Origin of the sequence: Chromobacterium indicum (genome assembly GCF_039708975.1) — a bacterium.
In the GTDB taxonomy this organism is placed as follows: domain Bacteria; phylum Pseudomonadota; class Gammaproteobacteria; order Burkholderiales; family Chromobacteriaceae; genus Chromobacterium; species Chromobacterium piscinae.
Map to the genome: position 1 here is coordinate 73,609 of NZ_JAYFSJ010000016.1, position 24,655 is coordinate 98,263.

The window sequence follows — 24,655 nt, forward strand, 5'->3', positions numbered from 1 at the left end:
CGGATGGCAGATCCCTGTGCCGCCGGCGGTGGCCAGAGGCCTCGCCGCTTGCGTTTCGACACGGTCCGCAGCGGGCGGATTGGGCTCCTCAAAACCTGCCCGCCGCGGTGGTTTCTGCCTGTTTTAATCCAGCAGCCGGTGCAATTGCGCGTATTGCAGCAGCATGATGGTCTTGCCGTCGGCGATGTCGCCGCAGTCCACCATCGCCAACGCCTGTTGCAGCGGCAGTTCCAGCACCTCCAGTTCCTCGCCGTCTTCCTCCACGCCGCCGCCATCTCCCACCTTGTCGCGGGGATGGTATTCGCCGACGAAGAAGAACAGCTTCTCGGTGACCGAGCCTGGGCTCATGAAGGCCTCGAATACCTTGCGCACATTGTCTATCCGGTAGCCGGTCTCCTCCTCGGTTTCGCGGCGGATGCAGGTTTCCGCGTCGTCCTGGTCCAGCAGGCCGGCGCAGGCCTCGATCAGCATGCCGTCGTGGCCGTTGACGAAGGCGGGGAAGCGGAATTGGCGGGTGAGGATCACAGTGCGCCGGGAGCGGTTGTACAGCAGGATCACCGCGCCGTTGCCGCGGTCGTAGGTTTCGCGCGACAGCGTCTGCCAGCTGCCGTCGCGGCGCAGGTAGTCGAAGGTGGTTTTGCGCAGCACGTACCAGTCATCGGACAGCACTTCCACGCGTTGGATGCGCACCCTTTCCCGGGTCGCGGTGGTATTGCTCATGCAGCGTTTCCTTTTACTTGTTCGTCAATCGGTTTGCATTCGGCGCCACGGTCAGCAGCCGCGCCAGCATGGCGGGGTCGCGTTGTTCGGGCGCGGTCATGATGGCGGTGTCCAGCGCGCGGTCGCAGCCGCAGCGGCAGGCGCCGCCGTGGCGGCCCAGGCGCTGCACGGCTTCTTCCACCAGCCGGCGCGCGCTGTCGCCGATTTCGGCCATCCGTTCCGCCACCAGCGCGGCATTGACCGGTTCCTGCGATTCGAACCAACAGTCGTAGTCGGTGGGGATGGCCACCAGCGCGTAGCACAGCTCGGCTTCGCGGGCGAGCTTGGCTTCCGGCATCGCCGTCATGCCTATCACGGTGCCGTCCCACTGGCGGTAAAGCCGGGACTCGGCGCGGGTGGAAAATTGCGGCCCCTCCATCACCACATAGGTGCCGCCGTCGCGCGCCGGCACGCCCGCGGCGGCGGCGCTGTCGGCCAGCGCTTCGCGCATGCGGCCGCAGACCGGGTCGCTGAAGGGCACGTGGCCGACCAGGCCGGGACCGAAGAAGGTTTTGTCGCGCATCAGCGTGCGGTCGATGAACTGGTCGACCAGCACGAAATGGCCGGGGGGCACGTCTTCGCGCAAACTGCCCACCGCGCTCATCGACAGGATTTGGGCGCAGCCCACGCTGCGCAGCGCGGCGATATTGGCCTTGACGTTGATCGATGCGGGCGGGATCGCGTGGCCTGGGCCATGGCGCTGCAGGAAGGCTACCGGCACGCCGCCCAGATAGCCGGTGACCACCGGCGAGGACGGCGCGCCGAAGGCGGTGGCGCAGTGGACGGTGCGGGCGTCGGTCAGGCCCAGCAGCCGCTGGAAACCGCTGCCGCCTATGATGCCGATGCGGGCCGGATGGGATTCAGTCATGGTGGATTCCTTGGGTGGAGAGGCGGCCGGCCAGCGGCGGGGCCACCAGCCGTTCGCGCAGTTCGGACAGCGCCGACGGCGCGTTGCCGCGGCAGCGCAGCAGGCCCTCGCTGGCATGCTCGGTGTAGCGAGGGTCGTGGATCTTCAGGTGCCGGTCTATCGCCGGCAGGTAGTTCCAGCGCACACCGGGGTATAGGGAGTGGACGAGATGGTAGGCGTCAGAGGTGGGGGCGATGAACACCCGCACCAGCCAGCCGCTGACGCCGAAGTAGTCGGTGGGGCGGCCCATCAGGTATTCCAGCTCCAGCCGCTCCTGCGGGAAGCCGGGCATGAACCAGCGGTGCTCGGCCAGCAGCGACACCCAGGCGAATACCGGGTAGGAGGTGAACAGCGGCAGCAGCCAGCCGAAGGCCACGCCGGCCCAGCCGCCGACCCAGTACAGCAGCGCGCCGGTGGCCAGCAGCGTCGCGCAGCGGGCCAGCGCTGTGGTTTTGGAATGGTTGAGCAGGCTGTTGCGGGTCATCGTGCTGAGATTGTTCCAGAAGCCGGCCGGCCACAGCGGGTACAGCAGGCGGGCCAGGAAGGCGGCGTCCGACAGGCCGGCCAGATAGCCGCCGGCGAACACTCGGGCACGGTTGGGGTCCAGTTCCGGATGGTTGGGTTTGCGGTGGTGGTCGCCATGGGTTTTGTGGCGGCTGTGCATATCGCGCTTGAACACCGGGAACTGGTAGAAGATGTCGCTCAGCCACCATTGCCAGGCATGGGACGGGCACAGCGCGAAATGGACGGCGTTGTGGCCGAATTCCTGCAGCGCGCGCATGCGGCCGCCGCTCCACAGCGTCACCAGCGCCCAGCCCACGGCGGAGTCGGCCAGCGCGGCCGCCATCACCGCCGCCACGATGTCCAGCCAGGTCCAGACGAAGGGCAGCGGCGCGAGCCAATTGTCGAGCGGACGGTAATAGGTTTCCGGATTGTCGTCGATGCGCGGCAGCAGCCGCAGCCTGCGCATCACCGGCCCGCTGTCGCGGTAATAGAAATAGACGATGCCGCGCATCGCCAGCGAGGCGGCCAGCACCGCCAGCAGAGGATAAAGGGAATTCATGAGGGTTCTCCCGCCGCTGCCGGCGCGGACAGCGCCGGCAGCAGTTCCGCCAGGCTGGCGCAGACCGGCGCATCTCCTTCGTCGAGCCGCGCCCGGTCCTGATGGCCGGTTTCCACCAGCAGCGCGCGCCAGCCGACTTGCCGCGCCACCTCGCAGTCGTGCAGCGTGTCGCCGATGAACAGCGTATCTGCCGGCGGCAGCGCCAGCCGGGATTGCAATGCCCGGGCTTCATCCAGCTTGCCCGAGGCGTGGGTGTGGTCCAGGCCGACTACGTGCTGGAAGCTGCCCAGCAGCCGCTTGGCGTCCAGCGTGCGCAACAGCACGTTGCTTTGCGACGCCGACAGCACCGAGGCGCCGATGCCGCGGACGGCGGCTAGCTCCAGCAGTTCCGCGACGCCGTCGTGCATTGGACAGCGCGCGACATGGGCGTCGAAATGCTCGAGGTAGACGGCGACGATGTCGGCGAACGGATGGCGCTTGAAGTCGAATCCCAGCCGCCCGTAGAACTCGGCGATCGGAAAGCCGAACTCGCGCCGGTAGCGCTCGCGGGTGACCGGTTCCGCGCCGAAGCGCGCGCAGCAGCGGTTCACCGACGCCACCGCCAGATCAATGTCGTCGATCAGGGTGCCGTTCCAGTCGAAGACCAGATGGCGGACTCCGGCCAGCCACGATGCCGCGCTCATGGATGGCCTCCGCCGGTCCGCAATGAGCCAAGCACGATGCGCGCGGCGATGGGCGGCGCGTACAGCCGGGACGGGCTGACGATCAGGTTGCTGACGCCGATCTGGGCTTCCAGCGCGCCGCGGTGGTAGGCGGACAGCCGGGTCAGTCCGGCGCCGTACCAGTGCAGGAAACGGGTGCGCCAGTCGCGTTCGCCCTCGGTTTCCGGGAAGCGCAGGTCTTCGGTGACCGCCATCTGCCAGGCGGGGTCCAGCACCCGGCACAGCTTTTCCTGCAACTCCTGAAAGCCCAGCCCGCCGGCCAGCAGCGCGTCCAGGTTTTGGCCCAGGCATTCCGCCTCCAGCGCGCACAGCGTCATGCCCTGGCTGTACAGCGGATTCATGCTGCCCAGCGCGTCGCCGACCACCAGCAGGCCGTCCGGCCAGCGCGACAGCTGGTCGTAATGGCGGCGCAGGCTGCCGGGCATGCGGAATACCGACACGTCGGACAGCGGCTCGGCGTCCTGAATCACCTGGTGGATGTCCTGCATTGGCAGCGCGGCCAGCGCTTTCAGGAAAGCGTTCGGGTCGCGGTCCGGATATTGGCCGAACCAGCCGCCGGTGGTGACCATCCAGCGGTCGCCTTCTATCGGGCTGATCACGCCCATCGCGCGCTGATGCGGCGGCGTGGCCAGCACCAGCAGCACTTTCCATTGGCTGGCGAACTCGGGGCGGCGCCGGTAGATGCGCGACGCGTAGCCGAGGTCGGTTTTCACCATGCTTTTTTCCACCGCGCCGAAACCGGCGGTTTCCAGCCAGCCGGGCAGACGGGTGCCGCGGCCGCTGGCGTCCACCAGCGCGTCGGCATCCAGCGTCCAGGCGTGGTCGTCGTTGCGCAGCCGGACGCCGGCGACCGCCAGCTTGTCGCCGTCGCGGCGGAAATCCACCCCTTCCATCTGGGTGCGCGACAACACCGTGATCTGCGGCAGCCGCGCGACGCGGCGGCGCAGATGGGTGTCGATCAGCCGGCGGCTGCAGTAATGGGCGTGGATGCCGCAGCGGTAGCGGTTTTTCCAGCGTCCGGCCTGGTACCACTTGACGTCGTGGCCCAGGTCGGCGACCAACGCGCCGGCCTGTTCCAGCTCGGACAGGAAACCGGGGAAGATGGCCTCCATGATCTCTTTGCCGCGCTGCAAGAGCAGATGGACGTGGTGTTCTTGCGGCACGCTTTGGCGCGCGCCGGTTTCATCGTGGAAATCGCTTTTCTCCACAATGGTGACGCGGGCGTAGCGGCGGGCCAGCGCGGCGGCGGCCAGGCAGCCGGCGATGCTGCCGCCCAGCACCACCGCGTGGCCGGCTTCAACTCGGGGAGTAGTCATTCAATGTCCTCGCGATGTAATCGAGGTCTTCGCCGGTCAGGTCCGGATGCAGCGGCACCGTGGTCAGCGAGCGCAGCAGCCTGGCGGCGTTGGGGCAGTCGCGGCGGTAGCGTTCCAGCAGCGGCAGCTGGTACAGCGGCTGGTTGTCGTACTTGCCGATATCGGACGGGATGCCGCGCGCCATCTGATGGCGGACCAGTTGCCGGCCGTCGTGGCCCACCGCTTGCAGCAGCAGCGCGTAGCCATTGGCCTGGCCATGCGCGGGCAGCGGCAATTCGCGCAGCGCCGGGTTATCCAGCGCGGCCAATAGCCGTTCGCGGTTGCTCAGGCGGATGTCGAGATGCCGGGTCAGTTGGCGGCTGCGAGCCAACCCCAGCGCCGCCTGCAGGCCGCCCAGCTTCAGATTGATGCCCACGCTCTGGCCGGTAAGGTTGCCGAAACGGGTGTAGGCGCGGATGCGTTCGGCCCGTTGCGAATCGGCGGTCATGACGAAGCCGCCTTCGCCGGTGGACATGAATTTGCAGTCGTGAGTGCTGAAGCAGCAGATGTCGCCGATGCGGGCCAGCCAATCGCGGTTCAGCCGGGTCAGGTGGCAGTGCGCCAAGTCCTGGATCAGCGGGATGCCGCGTTCGCGCAGCAGCGTCCAGGTCCGGTCGGAGGGAATGGGATAACCCCACATCGGCACCTCGATCACCGCGCAGGTGCGCGGCCCCAGGCAGCGTTGGAGATCGTCCGGGTCCAGGCCGAAGCTGTCGGGCGCCACATCGCAGAACACCGGCACGAGCCCCAGGGCCAGGATGGGCAGCACGGTGCAGATCGGGCAGGTGGGCGCCAGCACCACTTCGTCTCCAGGCGCGAAATCGACGCCGGCCAGAGCGGCGTTGACCGAGGCCGCGCCGGAGGAGACGGCGATCACGTGCGGCAGGCCGTACAGATCGCCCAGCGCCGCTTCGTACTCGGCGACGATATCGGCGATGCCGGACAGACCGCCGCGCAGCGCGCGAGCCAACTCGACGACATCATCCGGCGTGTCATGGACGCAGGTTTCGGAGATCTGGCGGGTTTCAAGCGCGATGGCGCTCATGAACGGACTCCTTCCTGAACTGCCTGCCAGACCGCTGGATCGTCGTACAGGCGTTCCAGCATGCGGCGGAAATTGGCGAACATCGGCAGCTGCTCCAGCCGTTCGCGCGGGAAGAAGCCTACCTCCACCGCCTCCCGGCCCGGGGGGCAGCGCCGCTCGGGCGTGGCGCACAGGTAGATCAGGTCCAGGTGGTAGTGCGGGGTTTTCGGATCGGCGATGTACTCGCACAGCACTCGGTACGGACGGTGCAGCGCGGAGACGTCGGCCTCTTCGTCCTCCAGCGCGATGTCGCGCTCGCCCAGCAGTCGGGCGTGGATGCCGGTTTCCTCCCGCACCTCGCGCAGCGCCGCCTCGTCCGGCGTTTCGTGCCGTTCGACGTGGCCGCCCGGGTACAGCCAGACGCCGAGCTTGCGGTGGCGCAGCAGCAGCACTTCATGGTGGGGGTTGAGCACGAAGGCCGAAGCGGTGAAATGCCGCTCCAGCCCGGCGCGCTGCATCGCGCGGTCGGTGATCATGGCGCCTGGTATCCGTTGATGACGTCGGCCATGTAGTCCAGCTCCGCTTCGCTCAGCGCGGGGTGCACGGGCAGCGTGGTCATGCCGGCGAGCAGCGTCTCGGCGTTCGGGCAGTCGAGGCGGTATTCAGCAAGCGCCGGGAAGCGGTATAGCGCCTGGCAGCCGTAGCGCTTGATGTCGGACGGCACGCCGCGGGCGTCCAGGTAGTCGATGAAGGCGCGGTTGTCGGCGAAGTCCAGCTCCAGATTGAGGAAGTAATAGTTGGGATTGCCGCCTTCAATGATCAGCTTTTCCCGTACCTGGGGATGGCGCAGCCGTTGCAGCAGATGGCGGGCGTGGGTCCGCCGGAGGTCTATCTGCTCGGAAAGCTTGCCCAGCCTACTGTGGCCCAGGGCAGCCGGCAGCGCGGCCAGCTTGTAGTTGAGGCCGAAATCCGCGCCGTTGAGGTTGCCGAAGCGGCTGTAGGAGCGGCAGCGCTCGGCGAGCTCGGCGTCGTCGGTCAGCACGAAGCCGCCTTCTCCGGTGGCCAGCGGCTTGCGCTCGTGGGTGCTGAAGCAGGACAGGTGGCCGTAGGCGGACAGGTGATTGCCGTGCAGCGTGCTGCCGTGCGAGTGGGCCAGGTCCAGGATCAGCTTCAGGTCCAGCGAGTCGGCCAGTTCGCGCAGCTCGTCCACCTCGGTGGGATAGCCCCACATCGGGATGTCGATCAGCGCGACGGCGCGGGGGGAGACGCGGTCGCGCACCGAGTCGGGGTCGGCGCCGAAGCCGTGGACGCGGGTATCGACGAACACGGGGTTGGCGCCGGCGGCGATGATGGGGTAGACGGTGCACAGCGGGCAGCTGGGCGTCAACAGCACGTCGTCGCCAGGCCGCACGCCGGCGGCGTACAGCGCCACGCTGACCGCCGCGCCGCCGGAGGACAGGGCGACGGCTTCGGCGGTGCCGAACCAGCCGGCCAGCGCCTGCTCGTAGGCGGCCACGGTGTCGCTGGTGCCGGACAGCGCGCCACGCAGCGCCCGCTCCAGCGCGGGAAGGTCGTCCGGATACTGCGGACGGTATTTGTCGGAGATCACGCGGTCGGCGGTTTGCGCCGCGGCGATGGTTTCGGTCATGAAAGGCTCCTGTTCGATTACAGCGACAGCGATTCGATGCCGGTGCGTATCCGGCTGTGGGCGTTCTGCAGGCCTTGGGCCACGGCGTCGGCGGAGCAGATTTCCTCGATTACTCGATAAGTGGGCAGCAGGCTGGCGAAGTCTGCCTCGAAGCGGCGGTGTTCGCGTATCGCCTGAAAGAACTGGTGCAGCTCGCCGTGGTAGCCGCTGCGCTCGTAGCCGGAGTCCAGCGGCCCCGGCTGCCAGGCGCCGCGCCAGCGCTTGGCGGCGCCGGTGGGGCGGGTGGCGTGCTCGGGCTCGTGCAGCGTGATGTTCCACAGGTTGTCCAGTTCCACCAGGGTGGAGCTGGAGCTGACCAGCTTCATGTCGAACTCGAAGTAGGGGAAGCTGGTGCCGGCCAGCAGGCTGGCGGTGGCGCCGGAGGAGAAGGCCATGTCGGCCTTGACGATCAGCGCGTCTTCGTGGCGCTGGACGCTGGACTGCACCCGGCGCAGCTCGCCGTCGCCGAAGGTGATGGCCAGGTCTATGGTATGGATCGCCTGCGCCAGCAGGAAGGAGCGCAGCGTGGAATCCAGGCCCCACAGCGGGGCGCGGGGCTTGTTGGCGTAGTGGTTGAGCTGGATGTGCAGGGTTTCGCCGAACTCGTCCACCTGGGTCATTTCGCGCAGCTGGCGCACCGGGCGGGCGAACTTGAAGTTCATGCCCACGCCGGACACCACCTCGCTGCGGTTCGCGGCGTCGATCAGCGTTTCCAGCTCCTCCAGCGTCGCGCACGGCGGCTTCTCGACGAACACGTTGACGCCCTTGCCCATCGCCAGCAGTCCCATTTCGAAGTGCAGCTGGGGCGGGCCGGCCATGATCACCGCGTCGAGCTGGACCTGGTTCAGCATGTCCGGCACGTTGTCGTGCACCGGAATGTCCGAGATGAAGCGGTGGATGCGCCGCGCCCGTTCCAGATCGCTGTCGCAGGCGGCGACGATCCGTATGTCCTGCATCTGCAGCAAGGACGGCAGCAGGTTTTCCTGCATTTGCGCGCCGATGCCGACAAGGCCAACTTTGATCAAACTCATCGTGAATCTCCATGACGGCCCACGCGCGGGGCGCGGCGAGCCTGTCTTGCTCGGGATTGATGAAAAAGCCTCGGCCCTGCGCGGATAAGCGCATGGCGGAGTCATGCCCCAATGAGGAAAAGCGACACAGCCACTAGCGAGCTTTTGTTGTTGGCATCCGGATTCGCGGGACGCGACGCCCGGTGCGGGCGGAGAGGCTCTGAAGGCCTTGCGGGAAACGGTTTCGGACCGGTTATGGGGCGAGTATGTGCCGGAGGCGGCGGGGAGACTGCGAATACTGATAGAAAAGACAGGTATGTTTTAGTCGGAACTGTCAGGCGGAGATGGTCAGGGCGAGTGGAATGTCAGTTGCGGCGGGGCTCGCGCAGTGTTGCCATTCGCGCCACATGCAAAAACGCCGCCGGGAGACCGGCGGCGTCGATGGGAACTCGCGGGGCTCAGGCCGCGTCGTCGACCCAGCGGATGGCCTGAGTAGGCACTGCCTTGTTCTCCACCTTGATCTGCAATGCGAGGCCGCCGCAGGAGGTTTCACGGTACTTGGCGTCCATGTCCTTGCCGGTTTCGTACATGGCGGCGATCACCTTGTCCAGCGACACCTTGGGGCTGCTGACGCGGTGCATGGCCATGCGGGCGGCGTTGATCGCCTTGACCGCGGCGATGGCGTTGCGCTCGATGCAGGGAATTTGCACCTGGCCGGCGACCGGGTCGCAGGTCAGGCCCAGGTTGTGCTCCATGGCGATTTCGGCCGCCATGCACACCTGGGACGGGCTGCCGCCCATCAGTTCGGTCAGTCCGGCGGCGGCCATCGAACAAGCGACGCCCACTTCGCCCTGGCAGCCCACTTCGGCGCCGGAGATGGAGGCGTTCAGCTTGAACAGGCAGCCGATGGCGCCGGAGGACAGGAAGAAGCGCAGGCAGCTGTCGTCGTCCAGCGGCTGGATGAAGTGGTTGTAGTAGGCCAGCACCGCCGGCACGATGCCGCAGGCGCCGTTGGTGGGCGCGGTCACTACGCGGCCGCCGGCGGCGTTTTCCTCGGACATCGCCATCGCATACATATTGACCCAGTCCATCACGCTCATCGGGTCCTTGGCCACGGTGAGCGAACTGGTCAGCATCCGGTGCAGGGCCGGCGCGCGGCGCGGAATGCGCATCGGGCCGGGCAGGTTGCCTTCGGTGCGCATGCCGCGCTCGACGCTGCTCTTCATCACCTCCCACACGCGGCGGAAGTGCGCTTGCACCTCGCCCACTTCATGGAAGGCTTTTTCGTTTTCCATCACCAGCGCGGCGATGGACAGGCCGGTTTCTTCGCACATGTCCATCAGTTGCTGGGCGGTGACGAAGTGGTAGGGCACCGGGGTGTCGCTGCAGCTGGACTGGTTGAAGTGCTCTTCGTCGACGATGAAGCCGCCGCCGATCGAGTAGTAAGTCTTGGTCAGAACCTTCTCATCGCCGATGTAGGCGTGGATCTGCATGCCGTTTTCGTGCAGCGGCAGGTTGGCGGTGTGGAAATCCATGCCGAAGGCCACGCGCTGGTGGGTGCGGCCCAGCGTCAGCTGGCTGGTTTGCTCCACGTCGGCCATCAGGCTGGCGGTGGTGTCCGGGTCCACGGTGTCCGGCAGGTTGCCGGCGAGGCCGAGGATGATGGCCTGGTCGGTGCAGTGGCCCTTGCCGGTGAGGGCGAGCGAGCCGTAGCAGTCTACGTGGACGCGGTTGACCTGGTTGAATTTGCCGGTTTCCTTGAGCGCGCCGAGGAACTGGTGTCCGGCCTTCATCGGGCCGACGGTGTGGGAGCTGGAGGGGCCTACGCCGATTTTGTAGATGTCGCTCATGCTGAACATGATGCTACCTCTTTGAAGCTGGTACAGAAGGAGAACAGGCCGCGATCCGCGGCCTGTTTGCTTACGATCAGGCGATCAGATCGTAGAAGATGGCGGAGATGGCGATCAGGCCGATCAGCGTCACGAAGATGTTGCTGGCTGCGCCGGAGTACTTCTTCATCGCCGGCACTTTCTGGATCGCGTACATCGGCATCAGGAACAGCAGCATCGCGATCACCGGGCCGCCCAGGGTTTCGATCATGCCCAGGATGGACGGGTTGATGGTGGCGATGATCCAGCAGGTCACGATCATGAACACGGCGGTGTAGCGGTCCAGCTTGGAGGACTCGATGGTCTTGCCGTTTTGACGCAGCTGCTTGACCACCAGGCCGTTGAAGCCTTCCTTGGCGCCCAGGTAGTGGCCCAGGAAGGACTTGCTGATGGCGACCATGGCGATGATCGGGGCGACCCATTCCATCACCGGGTTCTGGAAGTGGTTGGCCAGGTAGGACAGGATGGAGATGTTCTGGGCCTTGGCGGCGGCCAGATCGGCCGGGCTCAGGCTGAACACGCAGCTGAACACGAAGAACATCACGGTCAGCACCATCATGGTGTGGGCGCGGATCAGCACGCGGCTGGAAGCCGGCTCGGCGTCATCGCCGTGCAGCTTGCGCTGGTCGACGGAGAAGGACGAGATGATCGGCGAGTGGTTGAACGAGAACACCATCACCGGAATGGCCAGCCACAGCGTCTTGTAGAAGGCGCCGCTGGACACCGCGTCGGAGAGGCTGCCGGCATGGCGGATGGCGGTGTCGCTCCATTGCGGGATCAGGTACAGCGCCAGCAGCATCAGCACCACCACGAACGGGTAGACCAGGATGCTCATCGCCTTGACGATGACTTGGCCGCCCAGGCGCACGATGGACATCAGGCCCAGGATCAGCGCCAGCGAGAACACCGCGCGGGTGGCGATGCCGTTGCCCACTTCGATGTGCAGCTGGTTATTGAGGAAGGACAGCACCGTATTGGTGATGGCCACGCTGTACATCAGCAGGATCGGGTAGATCGCGAAGAAGTACAGCAGGGTGATGATCTTGCCGGCGCCGATGCCGAAGTGCTCTTCCACCACTTCGGTGATGTCGGCGCCTTCCTTGCTGCCGGACAGCACGAAGCGGGTCAGGCCGCGGTGGGCGAAGAAGGTCAGCGGCAGGGCCAGGATGGCCATCAGCATCAGTGGCCACAGGCCGCCGATGCCGGCGTTGATCGGGAGGAACAGGACGCCGGCGCCGATGGCGGTGCCGTACAGGCCGAGCATCCAGGTGGTGTCGTGCTTGGTCCATCCGGACGAGCCGGAACGGGGAGCGGTTGAGGCGATTGCTTGAGACATGATGAGGTGCCTTTTACAAAACGAATATTTCGCAATTACTAGGTCCGATGTCCTGAGCCTTGTCTTTCAAACCAGGCCATCGGGAGAAAGCTGTTCTAACCGGTGCGATCCCGAGCGGTGGATGCCTATCCGGTTGACTTGCTGCTCATCGTAAGTGCTTTGTAGTTTGAAAGGTACACATTTAAGAACATCAGTTGATTCTAATCAAGATAAATTTGTCATCAAATGAACAAATGAACACAGTCAGGCAGCGAGAAGCGGAATTAATCCACAATTCTTTGTGGGTTTTATTGAAATTATTTTTAATTTTTTGGAATTTGGAGCAATAAAATTTCGTGAAAATGTTTTAATTCATTAATTGTTCCAATTTTTTACATTTCGCGCATCTTGCAAGATAAGCTTGGCATCAATTGTTGTGTGGAGTAATTGCTCGGCAACAAATTTGCGTCGCTAGAGAGGCTGAAGCGATGAATCTTAGGATGGAAACCGGCATTGCCATGCATGCGGATGCGCGGTCTATCTGTCAGCCTCAATCAGGGTTTTTCTTTTCAAGGCACTGAAATTAAACAATTTTTCTGGTTATTTTGGCGGGTGGGTGAAGCAATGAGCGGGAAAGCTAGCTGTTTGTTCGAATATGGTTGAAGTTGTTCGAAACAGTACTATTCTTAGTTGTTGGCATGGCTATAAATGTTCGATTGTGAAAAATAAATATCAAAAATGAACAATATTGTTTTCGGAACTGGTGAGCGTAAGCCTGGGGCGCGGCCAGGCCATGCTTGGGTTTGATCCATGGCCAGCCGCGTGGAGTCAAGCCTGGGGTGGACAGCTTGCCTGAGATGATGGCTGATGTTGCTGAATTGTTTTTTAAATCAATCGCTTGATTTTCTATCTGGCTATTCCGCTGGATATGGGTGGGATGATCGTACGCTGGCGGGCATCAACCAGGCGGACGCTAAGCGAGACCGGATGCAGTCTTGATTGTTATCAAACACAAATTTACTAAAACGAACATAAAATTTGCGGGAAGTCGCACTGGATGCGAACGGCCCCGGCCCGCGTCCGCTCTGCGCCAGCTTACCCACTATTGAAGAGACGAAACGAAATGAGCCACCCATCCACCCTCGCCTATGTGGTCGACGAGGCAGCCAGCAAGCAGGAAGTGCTGCTGTCCGAGCCCGGCCGCTATCTGCTCAGCGCCGCCATGGCCGGCGCCCTGATCGCCGTCGTGCTCGCGGTCAGCCTGAAACTGGGCCAGGTGTTCTTCGCCGCCGGCGATTCCGGCTATTACATCGCCACTTCCGGCTTCTTCGGCGTGGCGCTGGTCAGCATCATCGTCTGCAAGGTGGAGCTGTTCACCAGCAATGTGATGTATTTCACCGTCGGCCGCCTGAGCGGACGCTGCCGCACCTGCAACCTGTTGCGCAGCTGGGCGGTGGTGTATATCGGCAACCTGATCGGCGTGCTGCTGTTCGTCGCCGTGCTGGCCGGGGCCGGCGGCATGGGCGCTTTGCCGGCCGGCCATTTGCTGTTCAACGTGGTGGAGCACAAGGTGCATGCGTCTTCGCTGGAGATCTTCTGGAAGGGCGTGCTGTGCAACTGGGTGATCTGTCTGGCGGTCTGGGTGCCGATGCGGCTGGCCAACGAGGCGGCGCGCTTGCTGATCATCATGTTGCTGGTGTTCGTGTTCTTCTTCTCCGGCTTCGAGCACAGCATCGCCAACATGGCCTTCTTCGCGCTGGCCAAGCTGCAGGGCATGGCCGGCCTGGAGTGGGGCGACATCCTGCATAATATGGTGCCGGCCACGCTGGGCAATATTGTCGGCGGCGCCATCGGCGTCGGCCTGGTGGTGTTCCGGCTGGAACGCCACACGCTGCAGGCTGTCTGATGCGGTAGGGAAACATTCCGGCCGGTGGACGGCATGTGGATGTTCGATTTCGAATGTAATCGGCGCGGTACATGGCGTACCGCGCCGACTTTGCTATAAACCATTGAGAAAATAAGGACATTGGACGCATCTGGCATGTTGCGCCGCGGGATCGAAAACGCGCCGAAAGCGGTGGCTGACTTGACTAAGATCAAGCGGAATTTTCGAATCCGAATGTACGATGTGTTCAATATCTAACACTTACTGGATCAGCCAAGAAGGAGGCACCAGATGGACGCCATCACTCAAAATGCTACCCAAGCCAACCCGTGGCGCGACTTCGCCGCAGGCGACTGGCAGAGCAAGGTCGATGTCCGCAACTTCATCCAGCTGAACTATCAGCCGTACGAAGGCGACGACAGCTTCCTGGCTGGCGCGACCGATCGCACCAAGAAGCTGTGGGACACCCTGGGCGAACTGTTGAAGCAGGAACGCGCCAAGGGCGTGCTGGATGTCTCCGCCGACCGCGGCTCCTCCATCACCGCGCACGACGCCGGCTACATCGACCAGGCCAATGAAGTGATCGTCGGCCTGCAGACCGACGCGCCGCTGAAGCGCGCCATCATGCCGAACGGCGGCCTGCGCATGGTCGAGAACGGCCTGGAAGCCTTCGGCTTCAAGCTGGATCCGATGATCAAGGAAGTGTGGGAAAAGTATCGCAAGAGCCACAACCAGGGCGTGTTCGACGTCTACACCCCGGAAATCATGGCCTGCCGCAAATCCGGCGTGATCACCGGCCTGCCTGACGCCTACGGCCGCGGCCGCATCATCGGCGACTACCGCCGCGTGGCGCTGTACGGCACCGACTTCCTGCGCGCCGAGCGCCAGCAAGTGTTCCATGAGCTGGACAACGCCACCTTCACCGATGAAGTGATGCGCCAGCGCGAAGAGCTGTCCGAGCAATTCCGCGCCCTGGACGAGCTGAAGCAGATGGCCGCCAAGTACGGTTACGACATCAGCCGCCCGGCCGCCAACGCCCGCGAAGCGGTGCAGTGGGTGTACTTCGCCTACCTGGCCGCGGTGAAGGAACAGAACGGCGCCGCCATGTCCTTCGGCCGCGTGTCCACCTTCCTGGACGTATACATCGAGCGCGACATCGCCGCCGGCGAACTGACCGAGGCGCAAGCCCAGGAAATGATCGACGATCTGGTGATCAAGCTGCGCATCGTCCGCTTCCTGCGCACTCCGGAATACGATCAACTGTTCTCCGGCGACCCGACCTGGGTGACTGAATCCATCGGCGGCATGGGCGAAGACGGCCGCACCCTGGTGACCAAGAACAGCTTCCGCTTCCTGAACACCTTGTACAACCTGGGCCCGGCCCCGGAACCGAACCTGACCGTGCTGTGGTCCACCCGCTTCCCGCAAGGCTTCAAGAACTTCTGCGCCAAGGTGTCCATCGACACCAGCGCCATCCAGTACGAAAACGACGACCTGATGCTGCCTTACTGGGGCGACGACTACGGCATCGCCTGCTGCGTGTCGGCGATGAAGATCGGCAAGCAGATGCAGTTCTTCGGCGCCCGCGCCAACCTGGCCAAGGCCATGCTGTACGCGATCAACGGCGGCCGCGACGAGAAGTCCGGCGCGCTGGTGGCTCACGGTTTCGAGCCCATCACCAGCGACGTGCTGACCTACGACGAGCTGATGCCCAAGTTCGAGAAGATGATGGACTGGCTGGCCGCCACCTACGTCAAGGCGCTGAACTGCATCCACTACATGCACGACAAGTACGCCTACGAGCGCATCGAGATGGCGCTGCACGACCGCGACATCATCCGCACCATGGCTTGCGGCATCGCCGGCCTGTCTGTGGCCGCCGACTCGCTGTCCGCCGTCAAGTTCGCCAAGGTCCACATCATCCGCAATGAAGAAGGCCTGGCCGTCGACTACAAGATCGAAGGCGACTACCCGGCTTACGGCAACAACGACGACCGCGTCGACGACATCGCGGTGTGGCTGACCCAGTCCTTCATGGACAAGATCAAGGCCCAGCCTTACTTCTACCGCGACTCCAAGCCGACCCAGTCGGTGCTGACCATCACCTCCAACGTGGTGTACGGCAAGAAGACCGGCAACACGCCGGACGGCCGCCGCGCCGGCGAACCGTTCTCCCCGGGCGCCAACCCGATGAACGGCCGCGACGTGAAGGGCTTTGTCGCCGCGGGCGCCTCGGTGGCCAAGCTGCCGTACGACTCCGCGCTGGACGGCATCAGCTGGACCGCTTCGGCCACGCCTGACGCGCTGGGCCACACCGCCGAAGAGCGCATCCTGAACCTGGCCAACTGCCTGGACGGCTTCTGCTCCGCGCATCCGACCGAGTTCAGCAGCGCCAACTGCACGCCGTTCGATTGCGAAGGCGAGCGCCACATCGCCGGCGGCGGCTTCCACGTCAACGTCAACGTGTTCAAGCGCGAAACCCTGCTGGACGCGATGGAGCATCCGGAACTGTACCCGCAGCTGACCATCCGCGTGTCGGGCTACGCCGTGAACTTCATCAAGCTGACCCGCGAGCAGCAGATGGACGTGATCAACCGCACCTTCCACGGCAAGATGTAAGCTGAGTTAGCCTCAAGCAGCAATGGGCGGGGCTTCCTACTGGAATGCCCCGCCTTTTTCATGGATATACCGGAGATACGGCAATGACCCCACCCATCGCCGCAGACCATACCGCCCAAGGCGCCAGCGCCGGCACCATAGGCTATTTGCATTCCACCGAGAGCGGCGCCGGCGTCGACGGCCCTGGCATGCGTTTCGTGTTTTTCACCTCGGGCTGTCAATTCCGCTGCCTGTACTGCCATAACCCGGATACCTGGAAGCTGCACAACGGCCGCCAGGTGACGGTGGAGCAGGCCTTGTCCGAAGTCGCTTCCTACGCCCGCTTTCTCAAATTCGCCGGCGGCGTCACCATTTCCGGCGGCGAGCCGCTGATGCAGCACGAGTTCGTCGGCGAGCTGTTCCATGCGATCAAGCAACGCTTCGGCCTGCACACCGCGCTGGACACCCAGGGCTTCCTGCACGAGCGGGTATCCGACGAATGGTTCGACGATGTCGACTTGGTGATGCTGGACATCAAGCATTCCGATCCCGACAAGTACCAGGCCCTGACCGGCCAGCCCTTGCAGCCGACGCTGGACTTCGCCCAGCGGCTGCAGCGGCTCGGCAAGAAGATGTGGATACGCTATGTGCTGGTGCCCGGCCTGACCGACGGCGACGCCGACATCGAGCGGCTGGCCGATTTTGTCGCCGCGCTGGGCGACGTGGTGGAGCGGGTGGAGGTGCTGCCTTTCCACCAGCTGGGCAAGGACAAGTGGGCGCAGCTGGGCATGGAGTACCAGCTGGACGACACGCCTATCCCCACCGCCGAGCAAGTGGCGCATGCGCGCGCGCTGTTCGCCAGCCGGGGCATGAAAGTCACCTGAGCTTTCGCTACGCTATTTCTTCAAACCGCCGCCGCGCTTCGCGCCGGCGGTTTTTGCGTTTTTGGGGCACCTTGGCGTTTGTGGGTGGTCTGGAATAGGGAAAAGGAGCGGGAATGAGCAAGATTCTGGAGATTTGCGCCGGTTCGCTGGCGTCCTGCGTAGCCGCGCAGGAAGGCGGCGCGCAGCGGGTGGAACTGTGCGACAACCTGGGCGAGGGCGGCACCACGCCGTCCTACGGTACGTTGGCGATGGCGCGCGGCAAGCTGGATATCAAGCTGCACGCCATCATTCGCCCGCGCGGCGGCGATTTTCTGTATTCCACGCTGGAGTTCGACGCGATGGCGCATGACGTCGAAGTCTGCCGCAGCCTGGGGCTGGACGGCGTGGTATTGGGCTTGTTGACCGCCGACGGCGATATCGACGCGGCCCGCACCCGCGAGCTGGCCGCGCTGGCCGGGCCGATGGCGGTGACCTTTCACCGCGCCTTCGATCTGGCCCGCGATCCGGAACAGGCGCTGGAGGACGTGATCGCCGCTGGCTGCAAGCGCCTGCTCAGCTCCGGCCAGGCGCCGAGCGCGCCGCAGGGCGTGGCGCTGCTGTCTAGCCTGCGCGAGCAGGCTGGGGCGAGACTGACGGTGATGCCCGGCGCCGGCGTGCGCGCCGGCAATATCGCGGAGCTGGCGGCGGCGAGCGGCTGCGCGGAATTCCACGCGTCGGCGCGGGGCGAGGCGGAGAGCGCGATGCGCTACCGGCGCTGCGGCGTCGGCATGGGCGCGCCGGGCGTCGATGAATACGCGCGGCAGGAAACTTCGGCGGCGCTGGTGAGGGAACTGCGGGACGCGCTGGATCGCTTATGAGCGGCTGCGCATTGAAGCGGCATGGAATATTGCCAGTCTGAATTTACCTTAAATGTGTGGCACACTTTCTTAACAAATGGCATAAGCATCCTATGTCAGCCTACAGAGGAGGTGAGCTATGAAACTGGTTTCCATGTCCCGCAACGCGCTGGCCGGCGGCGGCCTTCTGCTGATCGCCCTGCCCGCGCTGGCGGGCCAGGGCGCGGTGGCTTCGCCGGACCAATACGGCGCCGAAGTCGCCGCGCGGATCCTGAAATCCGGCGGCAACGCGGTGGACGCCGCGGTGGCCACCGCTTTCGCGCTGGCGGTCACCTACCCGGAAGCCGGCAATATCGGCGGCGGCGGTTTCATGACCATCTACCAGGGCGGCAAACCGTATTTCCTCGATTACCGCGAAGTGGCGCCCAAGGCCGCCAGCCGCGACATGTACCTGGACAAGGACGGCAAGGTGTCGCCGGACATGAGCCTGGTCGGCGCGCGCGCCGCCGGCGTGCCGGGCACGGTGATGGGCTTGTGGCAGGCGCACCAGCGCTTCGGCAAGCTGCAATGGAAGCAGTTGCTGGAGCCGGCGATCAACTACGCCGAGCAGGGCTTCACCGTGGCCGCCCGCCAATACCAGTACCGCGACGAGGCGGTGAAGCTGTTCGAAGGCAAAACCAACTTCGCCCAGTATTTCGGCAAGATGAAGGGCGGCGAGACCTTCCGCCAGACCGAGCTGGCCTCCACGCTGAAACGCATCGCCCGCTACGGCGCGGCGGAGTTCTACCAGGGCGACACCGCCAAGCTGCTGGTGGCGCAGATGAAGCGCGACAAGGGCCTGATCACCGCCGACGACCTCAACGACTACCGCGCCAAGTGGCGCGAGCCGATCAAGATCAGCTGGCGCGACCGGATGGTCTACACCGCACCGCCGCCCAGCTCCGGCGGCATCGCGCTGGCGCAGCTGCTGGGCATCAAGCAGGAGCGGGCGTCGGACTTCACCGGCGTGGCGTTGAATTCCGCCCGCTACATCCATCTGTTGGCGGAGATCGAGAAGCGGGTGTTCGCCGACCGAGCCGACTACCTGGGCGATCCGGACTTCGTCAAGACGCCGGCGGCGCAGCTGATCGACCCGGCTTATCTCGCGCGCCGCGCGGCCGAGATCAACCCGACGGCCATTTCGCCGACGCCGGACATCAAGCCGGGATTGGACCCGCGCCAGACCACCCACTTCTCCATTGTCGACAAGTGGGGCAACGCGGTGGCCAACACCTATACCTTGAATTTCGATTTCGGCAGCGGCGTGGTGGTCAAGGGCGCCGGCTTCCTGCTCAACGACGAAATGGACGACTTCAGCGCCAAGCCCGGCGTGGCCAACGCCTTCGGCGTGGTGGGCAAGGACGCCAACGCCATCGCCCCCGGCAAGCGCATGCTGTCGTCGATGTCGCCCACCATCGTCACCCGCGACGGCAAGGTGGAGCTGGTGATCGGCACGCCCGGCGGTTCGCGCATCTTCACCTCCATCTTCCAGGTGCTGAACAATCTGTACGACTACAAGCTGCCGCTGAAAGACGCGGTGGCGGCGCAGCGCGTCCATCACCAGCTGCTGCCCAAGGACACCATTTTCTATGACCAGTACGCGCCGTTGGCCGGCCAGGCCGCCCAGGAGCTGAAGGCGATGGGCTATACGCTGAAGGACCAGGGCTGGCGGATGGGCGACATCCAGGCGGTGAGGGTGAGCGGCGACAAGACCGAAACCGCGTCCGATCCGCGCGGCCGCGGCGTTGGCCTCGTTGTTGAATGAGCGATTTTTGAACAGAGAAAAACGAGAAAGACATGCAGTACAAAACCGTGTTGAGCGATGCGGCGGATGCCGAAACCCGAGCGGCCATCGTCGCGCCCCTGGTTGCCTATAACGATGCCCAAGTCGGCGCCGGCGACCACCGGCCGCTGGTGATCCGGGTGGAGGACGAGGGCGGCCAGGTGGTAGGCGGCCTGTGGGGCTACACCCGTTACGGCTGGCTGTACACCGAGCTGCTGGCCGCGCCATCCGGCGCGCGGGGCCTGGGCCTGGGCCGCCGGCTGATGAAAGAGGCGGAGGCCGAGGCGAGGACGCGCGGCTGCGTCGGCGCCTGGGTGGACACCCATAGTTTCCAGGCGCCGCGTTTTTACGAAAGCCTGGGCTACCAGCGCTTCGGCGAGCTGGACGACTACCCGCCCGGCCACAGCCGCATTTTTTACCGGAAGTCGTTGCGGGACTGATTTGGCCGCCGGGCGTGCCAACGCCCGGCATTGGCAAATTTATCGAATCATGACTGGTGATTGGTTCGAGTCTCGACTAAAACGCTATGTGTAACTACCTAGGCAGTAGGGAGCATAGCGTGATTCAACTTCTTGCCCAATTCAGCATCCGCGCCAAAATTTTCGGTTTGATCGTCCTCGGCGTGCTGGCCGCGCTGATCATCGGCGTCAACGGCATTTCCGGCGCTTCCAGCATGTTCGACTTGACCAAGGACATGCACGACAACGCGCTCAAGCCGGTTTATCTGCTGGGCCAGGCCGCCAAGCAGGCGGCTTACGTCAACCGCGCCGATTACCGTTTCATTGCGGAGTCCGAGAAGGCGCAGATGGACCAGGTGCAGGCCAACCGGGACAAGTTCGCGGCGGCGATGAAAGGTTTTCTCGACCAGTACCGCCAGACCCAGCTGACGCCGCCCGAAGTGGACGGCCTGAAGCGTTTCGACGCCGCCTGGGCGGCGATGGAAGGGCCGTGCAAGCAGGTGCGCGATCTCAGCTACACCGACACCGGCAACGGCGAGAACAACAAGAAGGCCTTGGTCATCATGTCCAAGCAGTGCCGGCCGCTGTTCACCGCCGCCGATGACGTGTTGGCCGAGCTGTCCAACATCAATATCAAGCTGGCGGACAAATCGCTGGACGACGCCCAGGGCAAGTACCAGGCGCTGCGCACCATGGCGATCACCGTGCTGGTGGTGGGCCTGGTGGTGTTGACCGCGCTGGGGCTGGCGATCCAGACCGGCATCGTCGGCAGCCTGAAGGAAGCCTGTCGGGCGATGGAAAAGATGGGCGGCGGCGATCTGACCGGCGAGGTCAAGGTCAGCGGCCGGGACGAAATCGCGGAAATGATGCGCTCCTTGTCCGACACCCAGCACCGGCTGCGCACCACCGTGGGCGAGATCATCCGCTCGGCGGCCAGCGTGGCGGCCACTTCCGAGCAACTGGCCGCCTCCACCGAACAGGTCAGCGCCAGCATCGGCCAGCAGGTCAACGCCACCTCCAGCGCGGCGGCGTCGATAGAAGAGCTGACGGTCAGCATAGACTTGTGCGCCAGCAACGCCGGCCAGGCCAACGAGCAGGCGGCGGAAGCCGGCCAGCAGGCCAAGGCCGGCAACAAGGACGTGCAGGACTCCACTGTTCGGGTGAAGCGGGTCAACGAAAGCGTGACCAGCTCGGCAGACAGTCTGGAATCGCTGTCCGACCAGGCGCAGCAGATCGGCAGCATCGCTACCGTGATCAAGGACGTGGCCGACCAGACCAACCTGTTGGCGCTGAACGCGGCGATCGAGGCGGCGCGCGCCGGCGAGCAGGGCCGGGGCTTTGCCGTGGTGGCCGACGAGGTGAGGAAGCTCGCCGAGCGCACCACCAGCTCGGCGCAGGAAATCACCAATATGATAGGCAAGATCCAGGACGGCGCGCGCGAGGCGGTGGACGGCATGCGCAGCAGCCGCGAGATCGTCGCCGACGTGGTGGTGGCGGCCGAAAACGCGTCGGCCACCATCAGCACGGTGGAAGAGCGCGCCGCCGGCGTGGTGTCGGCGATCAACGAGATCGCGATGGCGGTGGGCGAGCAGCGCCAGGCCAGCACCGAGCTGGCCGGGCGGGTGGAAGCCATCGCCGAGATGTCCAAGGAAAACGGCATCGCGGTGGATGTGTTCTCGCAGGCGACGCGCGAGCTGGCGATGGTGGCGGAAAAGCTGCAACAGACCACGCTGGCGTTCCGCATGGATTGATCGGCAGCTGTCTTTCCAACGCCCCCGGCCATGTTGTCCACGGCCGGGGGCGTTTTCACATGGGCCGCCGCAAAGCATGGCGGACGCTTTGATGCGGGTTGCGCCATCGGGCGGCGGCGGATGGCTTGGTGATTGCTTCCAGTCTCAACTAAAACGCTAGGTGTAATGACCCCGGCCTTGGAGCATCGCGTGACTCAATTTCTCTCCCAGTTCAGCATCCGGCTGAAAATCTTCAGCCTGATCGTCGTCGGCGCCGCCGCCGCTTTCATCATCGGGCTCAATGGTATTTTCAGCGCCTCCAGCATGTTCGAGCTGACCACCGACATGCATAAAAATATGTTGCAACCGGTACGCTGGCTGGGGCAGGCCGCCAAGCAGGCGGCTTATGTCAGCCGCTCCGACTACCGTTACATCGCCGAAACGGAAAAGACGGTGATGGATCAGGTCGGGGCAAGGCGCGAGGCGCAAGAGGCCGAAGTGAGGCGATATCTGGACATGTATCGCAAGACCGAGCTGACGCCACCCGAAGTGGATGGACTGAAGCGCTTCGATGCCGCCTGGGCGGCGATGGAGGTGCCGTGCAAGCAGGTGCGCGATCTCAGCTACAGCGATACCGGCAACGGCGAGAACAACAAGAAGGCGCTGGCCATCATGGCCAAGCAGTGCCGGCCGCTGTTCCAGACGGCTGACGACGTGTTGACCGAGCTATCCAAAATCAATACCAAGCTGGCCGACCAAGCGCAGCAGGAGGCGGAAGCGAAATACCAGCAAGTGCGAACGACGGCGATCTCGGTGCTGGTGTTCGGCTTGCTTTTGTTGATTGGCCTGGGGCTGGCGATACAGAGGGGCATCGTCGGCAGCCTGCGCAGCGCAGGCGCGGCGATGGAGAAGATAGGCGGCGGCGATCTGACCGGCGACATCCGGCCGCAAGGCAAGGACGAAGTCGCCGTCATGATGCGCTTGCTGGCCGATACCCAGCAGCGGCTGCGCGCTACCGTAGGCGAGATCGTCCGTTCGGCGGCGATGGTCGCAGCCACCTCGGAAGAGCTGGCCGCCTCCACCGAGCAGGTCAGCGCCAGCATCGGCCAGCAGGTCAACGCCACCTCCAGCGCGGCGGCGTCGATAGAGGAACTGACGGTCAGCATAGACCTGTGCGCCAGCAATGCCGGCCACGCCAACGAGCAGGCGGCGGAAGCCGGCCAGCAGGCCAAGGCCGGCAACAAGGATGTTCAGGATTCCACCGCGCGGGTGCGGCGGGTCAACGAGAGCGTCAGCAGCTCGGCCGACAGCCTGGAATCGTTGTCCGAGCAGGCGCAGCAGATCGGCAGCATCGCCACCGTGATCAAGGACGTGGCCGATCAGACCAATCTGCTGGCGCTGAACGCGGCGATCGAGGCGGCGCGCGCCGGCGAGCAGGGCCGGGGCTTCGCCGTGGTGGCCGACGAGGTGAGGAAGCTCGCCGAGCGCACCACCAGCTCGGCGCAGGAAATCACCAATATGATAGGCAGGATCCAGGACGGCGCGCGCGAGGCGGTGGACGGCATGCGCAGCAGCCGCCAGATCGTCGCCGACGTGGTGGTGGCGGCCGAGAACGCGTCGGCCACCATCAGCACGGTGGAGGAGCGCGCCGCCGGCGTGGTGTCGGTGATCCACGAGATCGCGATGGCGGTGGGCGAGCAGCGCCAGGCCAGCACCGAGCTGGCGGGGCGGGTGGAGGCCATCGCGGCGATGTCCAAGGAAAACGGCGTGGCGGTGGAGGTGTTCTCGCAGGCGACGCGCGAACTGGCGGTGGTGGCGGAGCGGATGCAGCAGACCACGCTGGCTTTCCGGATGGAATGATGGAATAAGGACGGGATTCGCCCCGCCGCGCTGGCGGGGGCCTGGAAAACCAGAAGGGGATGCCGGCGAGGCCGACATCCTCTTCATGTCTGAAGACGCTTGGCTACATCCGCTGGAACAGATGGGCGTAGCTGCGGCTCACTTCCAGCGGCTGCGGATAGCCGCGCAGCAGCAGCTGCATGCCGCGGTCGTCGCGGCGCACCTGCTCGATGGCGGCCACCCGCACCAGTGTGGAGCGGTGCACCTGCCAGAATTCGTCCGGATCCAGCTGCGGCAGCAGCTCCTTGATCGGCATGCGGATCAGCGCCTCGCCGCCCGCGGTCTGCACCCGGGTGTATTTCTCGTCGGATTGGAAAAACAGCACCTCTTCGGTGGCGATCATCCGCATCGAGCTGCCCACCGACGCGCGTATCCAGCGCAGGTGGGCGGGTTTTTCCAGTTGCCGGCTCAATTGCTTCAGCGCGGATTGCCAGTCCGGCGCCTCTTCCGGCGCGCGCTGCTGCCAGCGCTGGCGGGTGCGCGCCAGGCGCTCGTCGTCCACCGGCTTGAGCAGGTAGTCGATGGCGCCTTCCTCGAAAGCCTGGATCGCGTATTGGTCATAAGCGGTGACGAACACCACCGGGCACAGGCCGTCCAGCTCCATCGCCGCGGCGATGCCGCTCTGCACCGGCATGGTGATGTCCAGAAAGGCCAGATCGGGCCGAAGCTCGCGCGCGAGCTCGACAGCCTGCCCGCCGTCGCGGGCCTCGGCGACGATGTCCAGCTCTGGCCACACCCGCTCCAGCGCGGCGCGCAGTTGTTCGCGCATCAGGCGCTCGTCGTCGGCGATCAGGGCGGTCAGCTTGCTCATG

Annotated in this window: 20 protein-coding genes; 8 read left to right on the plus strand and 12 right to left on the minus strand. The window is 64.7% G+C overall.

Features of this window, described 5'->3' with window-relative positions:
* Positions 1–123: 123 nt before the first annotated feature.
* The 11 genes from VA599_RS19710 to VA599_RS19760 form a co-directional block, all read right to left on the minus strand.
* On the minus strand, positions 124–720 hold the full coding sequence (locus tag VA599_RS19710; protein ID WP_021474968.1) for an NUDIX domain-containing protein: 597 nt from the start codon (positions 718–720) through the stop codon (positions 124–126).
* Between the two features lie 13 nt (positions 721–733).
* Positions 734–1,627, minus strand: coding sequence for an S-methyl-5'-thioadenosine phosphorylase (mtnP, locus tag VA599_RS19715; protein ID WP_346790199.1), 894 nt, complete (start codon positions 1,625–1,627; stop codon positions 734–736).
* The gene (locus tag VA599_RS19720) at positions 1,620–2,729 is read right to left on the minus strand and encodes a fatty acid desaturase family protein (protein WP_021474970.1); all 1,110 of its coding nucleotides are present in this window, start codon (positions 2,727–2,729) and stop codon (positions 1,620–1,622) included. Before VA599_RS19720 ends, mtnP begins: the two co-directional genes overlap by 8 nt.
* A complete protein-coding gene (locus VA599_RS19725) occupies positions 2,726–3,412 on the minus strand; it encodes an HAD family hydrolase (RefSeq protein ID WP_021474971.1) in 687 nt (228 codons plus the stop codon). The genes VA599_RS19720 and VA599_RS19725 overlap by 4 nt, the downstream gene beginning before the upstream one ends.
* Positions 3,409–4,767 carry an NAD(P)/FAD-dependent oxidoreductase gene (locus VA599_RS19730; protein WP_346790202.1) on the minus strand — a complete coding sequence of 453 codons (1,359 nt, stop codon included), beginning with the start codon at positions 4,765–4,767 and terminating at the stop codon, positions 3,409–3,411. Before VA599_RS19730 ends, VA599_RS19725 begins: the two co-directional genes overlap by 4 nt.
* Positions 4,748–5,851: a DegT/DnrJ/EryC1/StrS family aminotransferase gene (locus VA599_RS19735; protein WP_346790204.1), complete on the minus strand. Its 1,104-nt coding sequence runs from the start codon at positions 5,849–5,851 to the stop codon at positions 4,748–4,750. Before VA599_RS19735 ends, VA599_RS19730 begins: the two co-directional genes overlap by 20 nt.
* Entirely contained in the window at positions 5,848–6,366 is a 519-nt protein-coding gene (locus VA599_RS19740; protein ID WP_021474974.1) for an NUDIX hydrolase, read from the minus strand. The genes VA599_RS19735 and VA599_RS19740 overlap by 4 nt, the downstream gene beginning before the upstream one ends.
* Positions 6,363–7,478 (minus strand): DegT/DnrJ/EryC1/StrS family aminotransferase, encoded by a 1,116-nt coding sequence (locus VA599_RS19745; protein ID WP_346790206.1) that lies wholly within the window; start codon positions 7,476–7,478, stop codon positions 6,363–6,365. Before VA599_RS19745 ends, VA599_RS19740 begins: the two co-directional genes overlap by 4 nt.
* A 17-nt stretch (positions 7,479–7,495) precedes the next feature.
* On the minus strand, positions 7,496–8,548 hold the full coding sequence (locus VA599_RS19750) for a Gfo/Idh/MocA family protein (protein WP_104946499.1): 1,053 nt from the start codon (positions 8,546–8,548) through the stop codon (positions 7,496–7,498).
* Between the two features lie 437 nt (positions 8,549–8,985).
* Complete coding sequence (locus VA599_RS19755) at positions 8,986–10,386, minus strand: L-serine ammonia-lyase (RefSeq protein ID WP_021474977.1); 1,401 nt, start codon at positions 10,384–10,386, stop codon at positions 8,986–8,988.
* A gap of 67 nt (positions 10,387–10,453) precedes the next feature.
* Positions 10,454–11,752 carry an HAAAP family serine/threonine permease gene (locus VA599_RS19760; protein ID WP_031295239.1) on the minus strand — a complete coding sequence of 433 codons (1,299 nt, stop codon included), beginning with the start codon at positions 11,750–11,752 and terminating at the stop codon, positions 10,454–10,456.
* Between the two features lie 1,102 nt (positions 11,753–12,854).
* Here VA599_RS19760 and VA599_RS19765 point away from each other — a divergent pair.
* The 8 genes from VA599_RS19765 (at position 12,855) to VA599_RS19800 (ending at position 23,804) form a co-directional block, all read left to right on the plus strand.
* Positions 12,855–13,637: a formate transporter FocA gene (locus VA599_RS19765; protein ID WP_021474979.1), complete on the plus strand. Its 783-nt coding sequence runs from the start codon at positions 12,855–12,857 to the stop codon at positions 13,635–13,637.
* A gap of 270 nt (positions 13,638–13,907) precedes the next feature.
* Entirely contained in the window at positions 13,908–16,235 is a 2,328-nt protein-coding gene (gene pflB / locus VA599_RS19770) for a formate C-acetyltransferase (RefSeq protein ID WP_021474981.1), read from the plus strand.
* Positions 16,236–16,318: 83 nt separating this feature from the next.
* Entirely contained in the window at positions 16,319–17,098 is a 780-nt protein-coding gene (pflA, locus tag VA599_RS19775) for a pyruvate formate-lyase-activating protein (RefSeq protein WP_346790209.1), read from the plus strand.
* Positions 17,099–17,211: 113 nt separating this feature from the next.
* Positions 17,212–17,955, plus strand: a complete 744-nt coding sequence (locus VA599_RS19780; protein WP_346790211.1) for a copper homeostasis protein CutC — start codon at positions 17,212–17,214, stop codon at positions 17,953–17,955.
* Between the two features lie 118 nt (positions 17,956–18,073).
* A complete protein-coding gene (gene ggt, locus VA599_RS19785; RefSeq protein WP_346790213.1) occupies positions 18,074–19,738 on the plus strand; it encodes a gamma-glutamyltransferase in 1,665 nt (554 codons plus the stop codon).
* Positions 19,739–19,770: 32 nt separating this feature from the next.
* A complete protein-coding gene (locus VA599_RS19790; protein ID WP_346790215.1) occupies positions 19,771–20,196 on the plus strand; it encodes a GNAT family N-acetyltransferase in 426 nt (141 codons plus the stop codon).
* A gap of 119 nt (positions 20,197–20,315) precedes the next feature.
* Positions 20,316–21,965 carry a methyl-accepting chemotaxis protein gene (locus VA599_RS19795; protein WP_346790217.1) on the plus strand — a complete coding sequence of 550 codons (1,650 nt, stop codon included), beginning with the start codon at positions 20,316–20,318 and terminating at the stop codon, positions 21,963–21,965.
* A gap of 189 nt (positions 21,966–22,154) precedes the next feature.
* Positions 22,155–23,804: a methyl-accepting chemotaxis protein gene (locus VA599_RS19800; RefSeq protein WP_346790219.1), complete on the plus strand. Its 1,650-nt coding sequence runs from the start codon at positions 22,155–22,157 to the stop codon at positions 23,802–23,804.
* 103 nt (positions 23,805–23,907) lie between these two features.
* On the opposite strand, the gene VA599_RS19805 is transcribed toward VA599_RS19800, so the two are convergent.
* Entirely contained in the window at positions 23,908–24,654 is a 747-nt protein-coding gene (locus VA599_RS19805) for a LytR/AlgR family response regulator transcription factor (RefSeq protein ID WP_346790221.1), read from the minus strand.
* Position 24,655 lies beyond the last annotated feature (1 nt).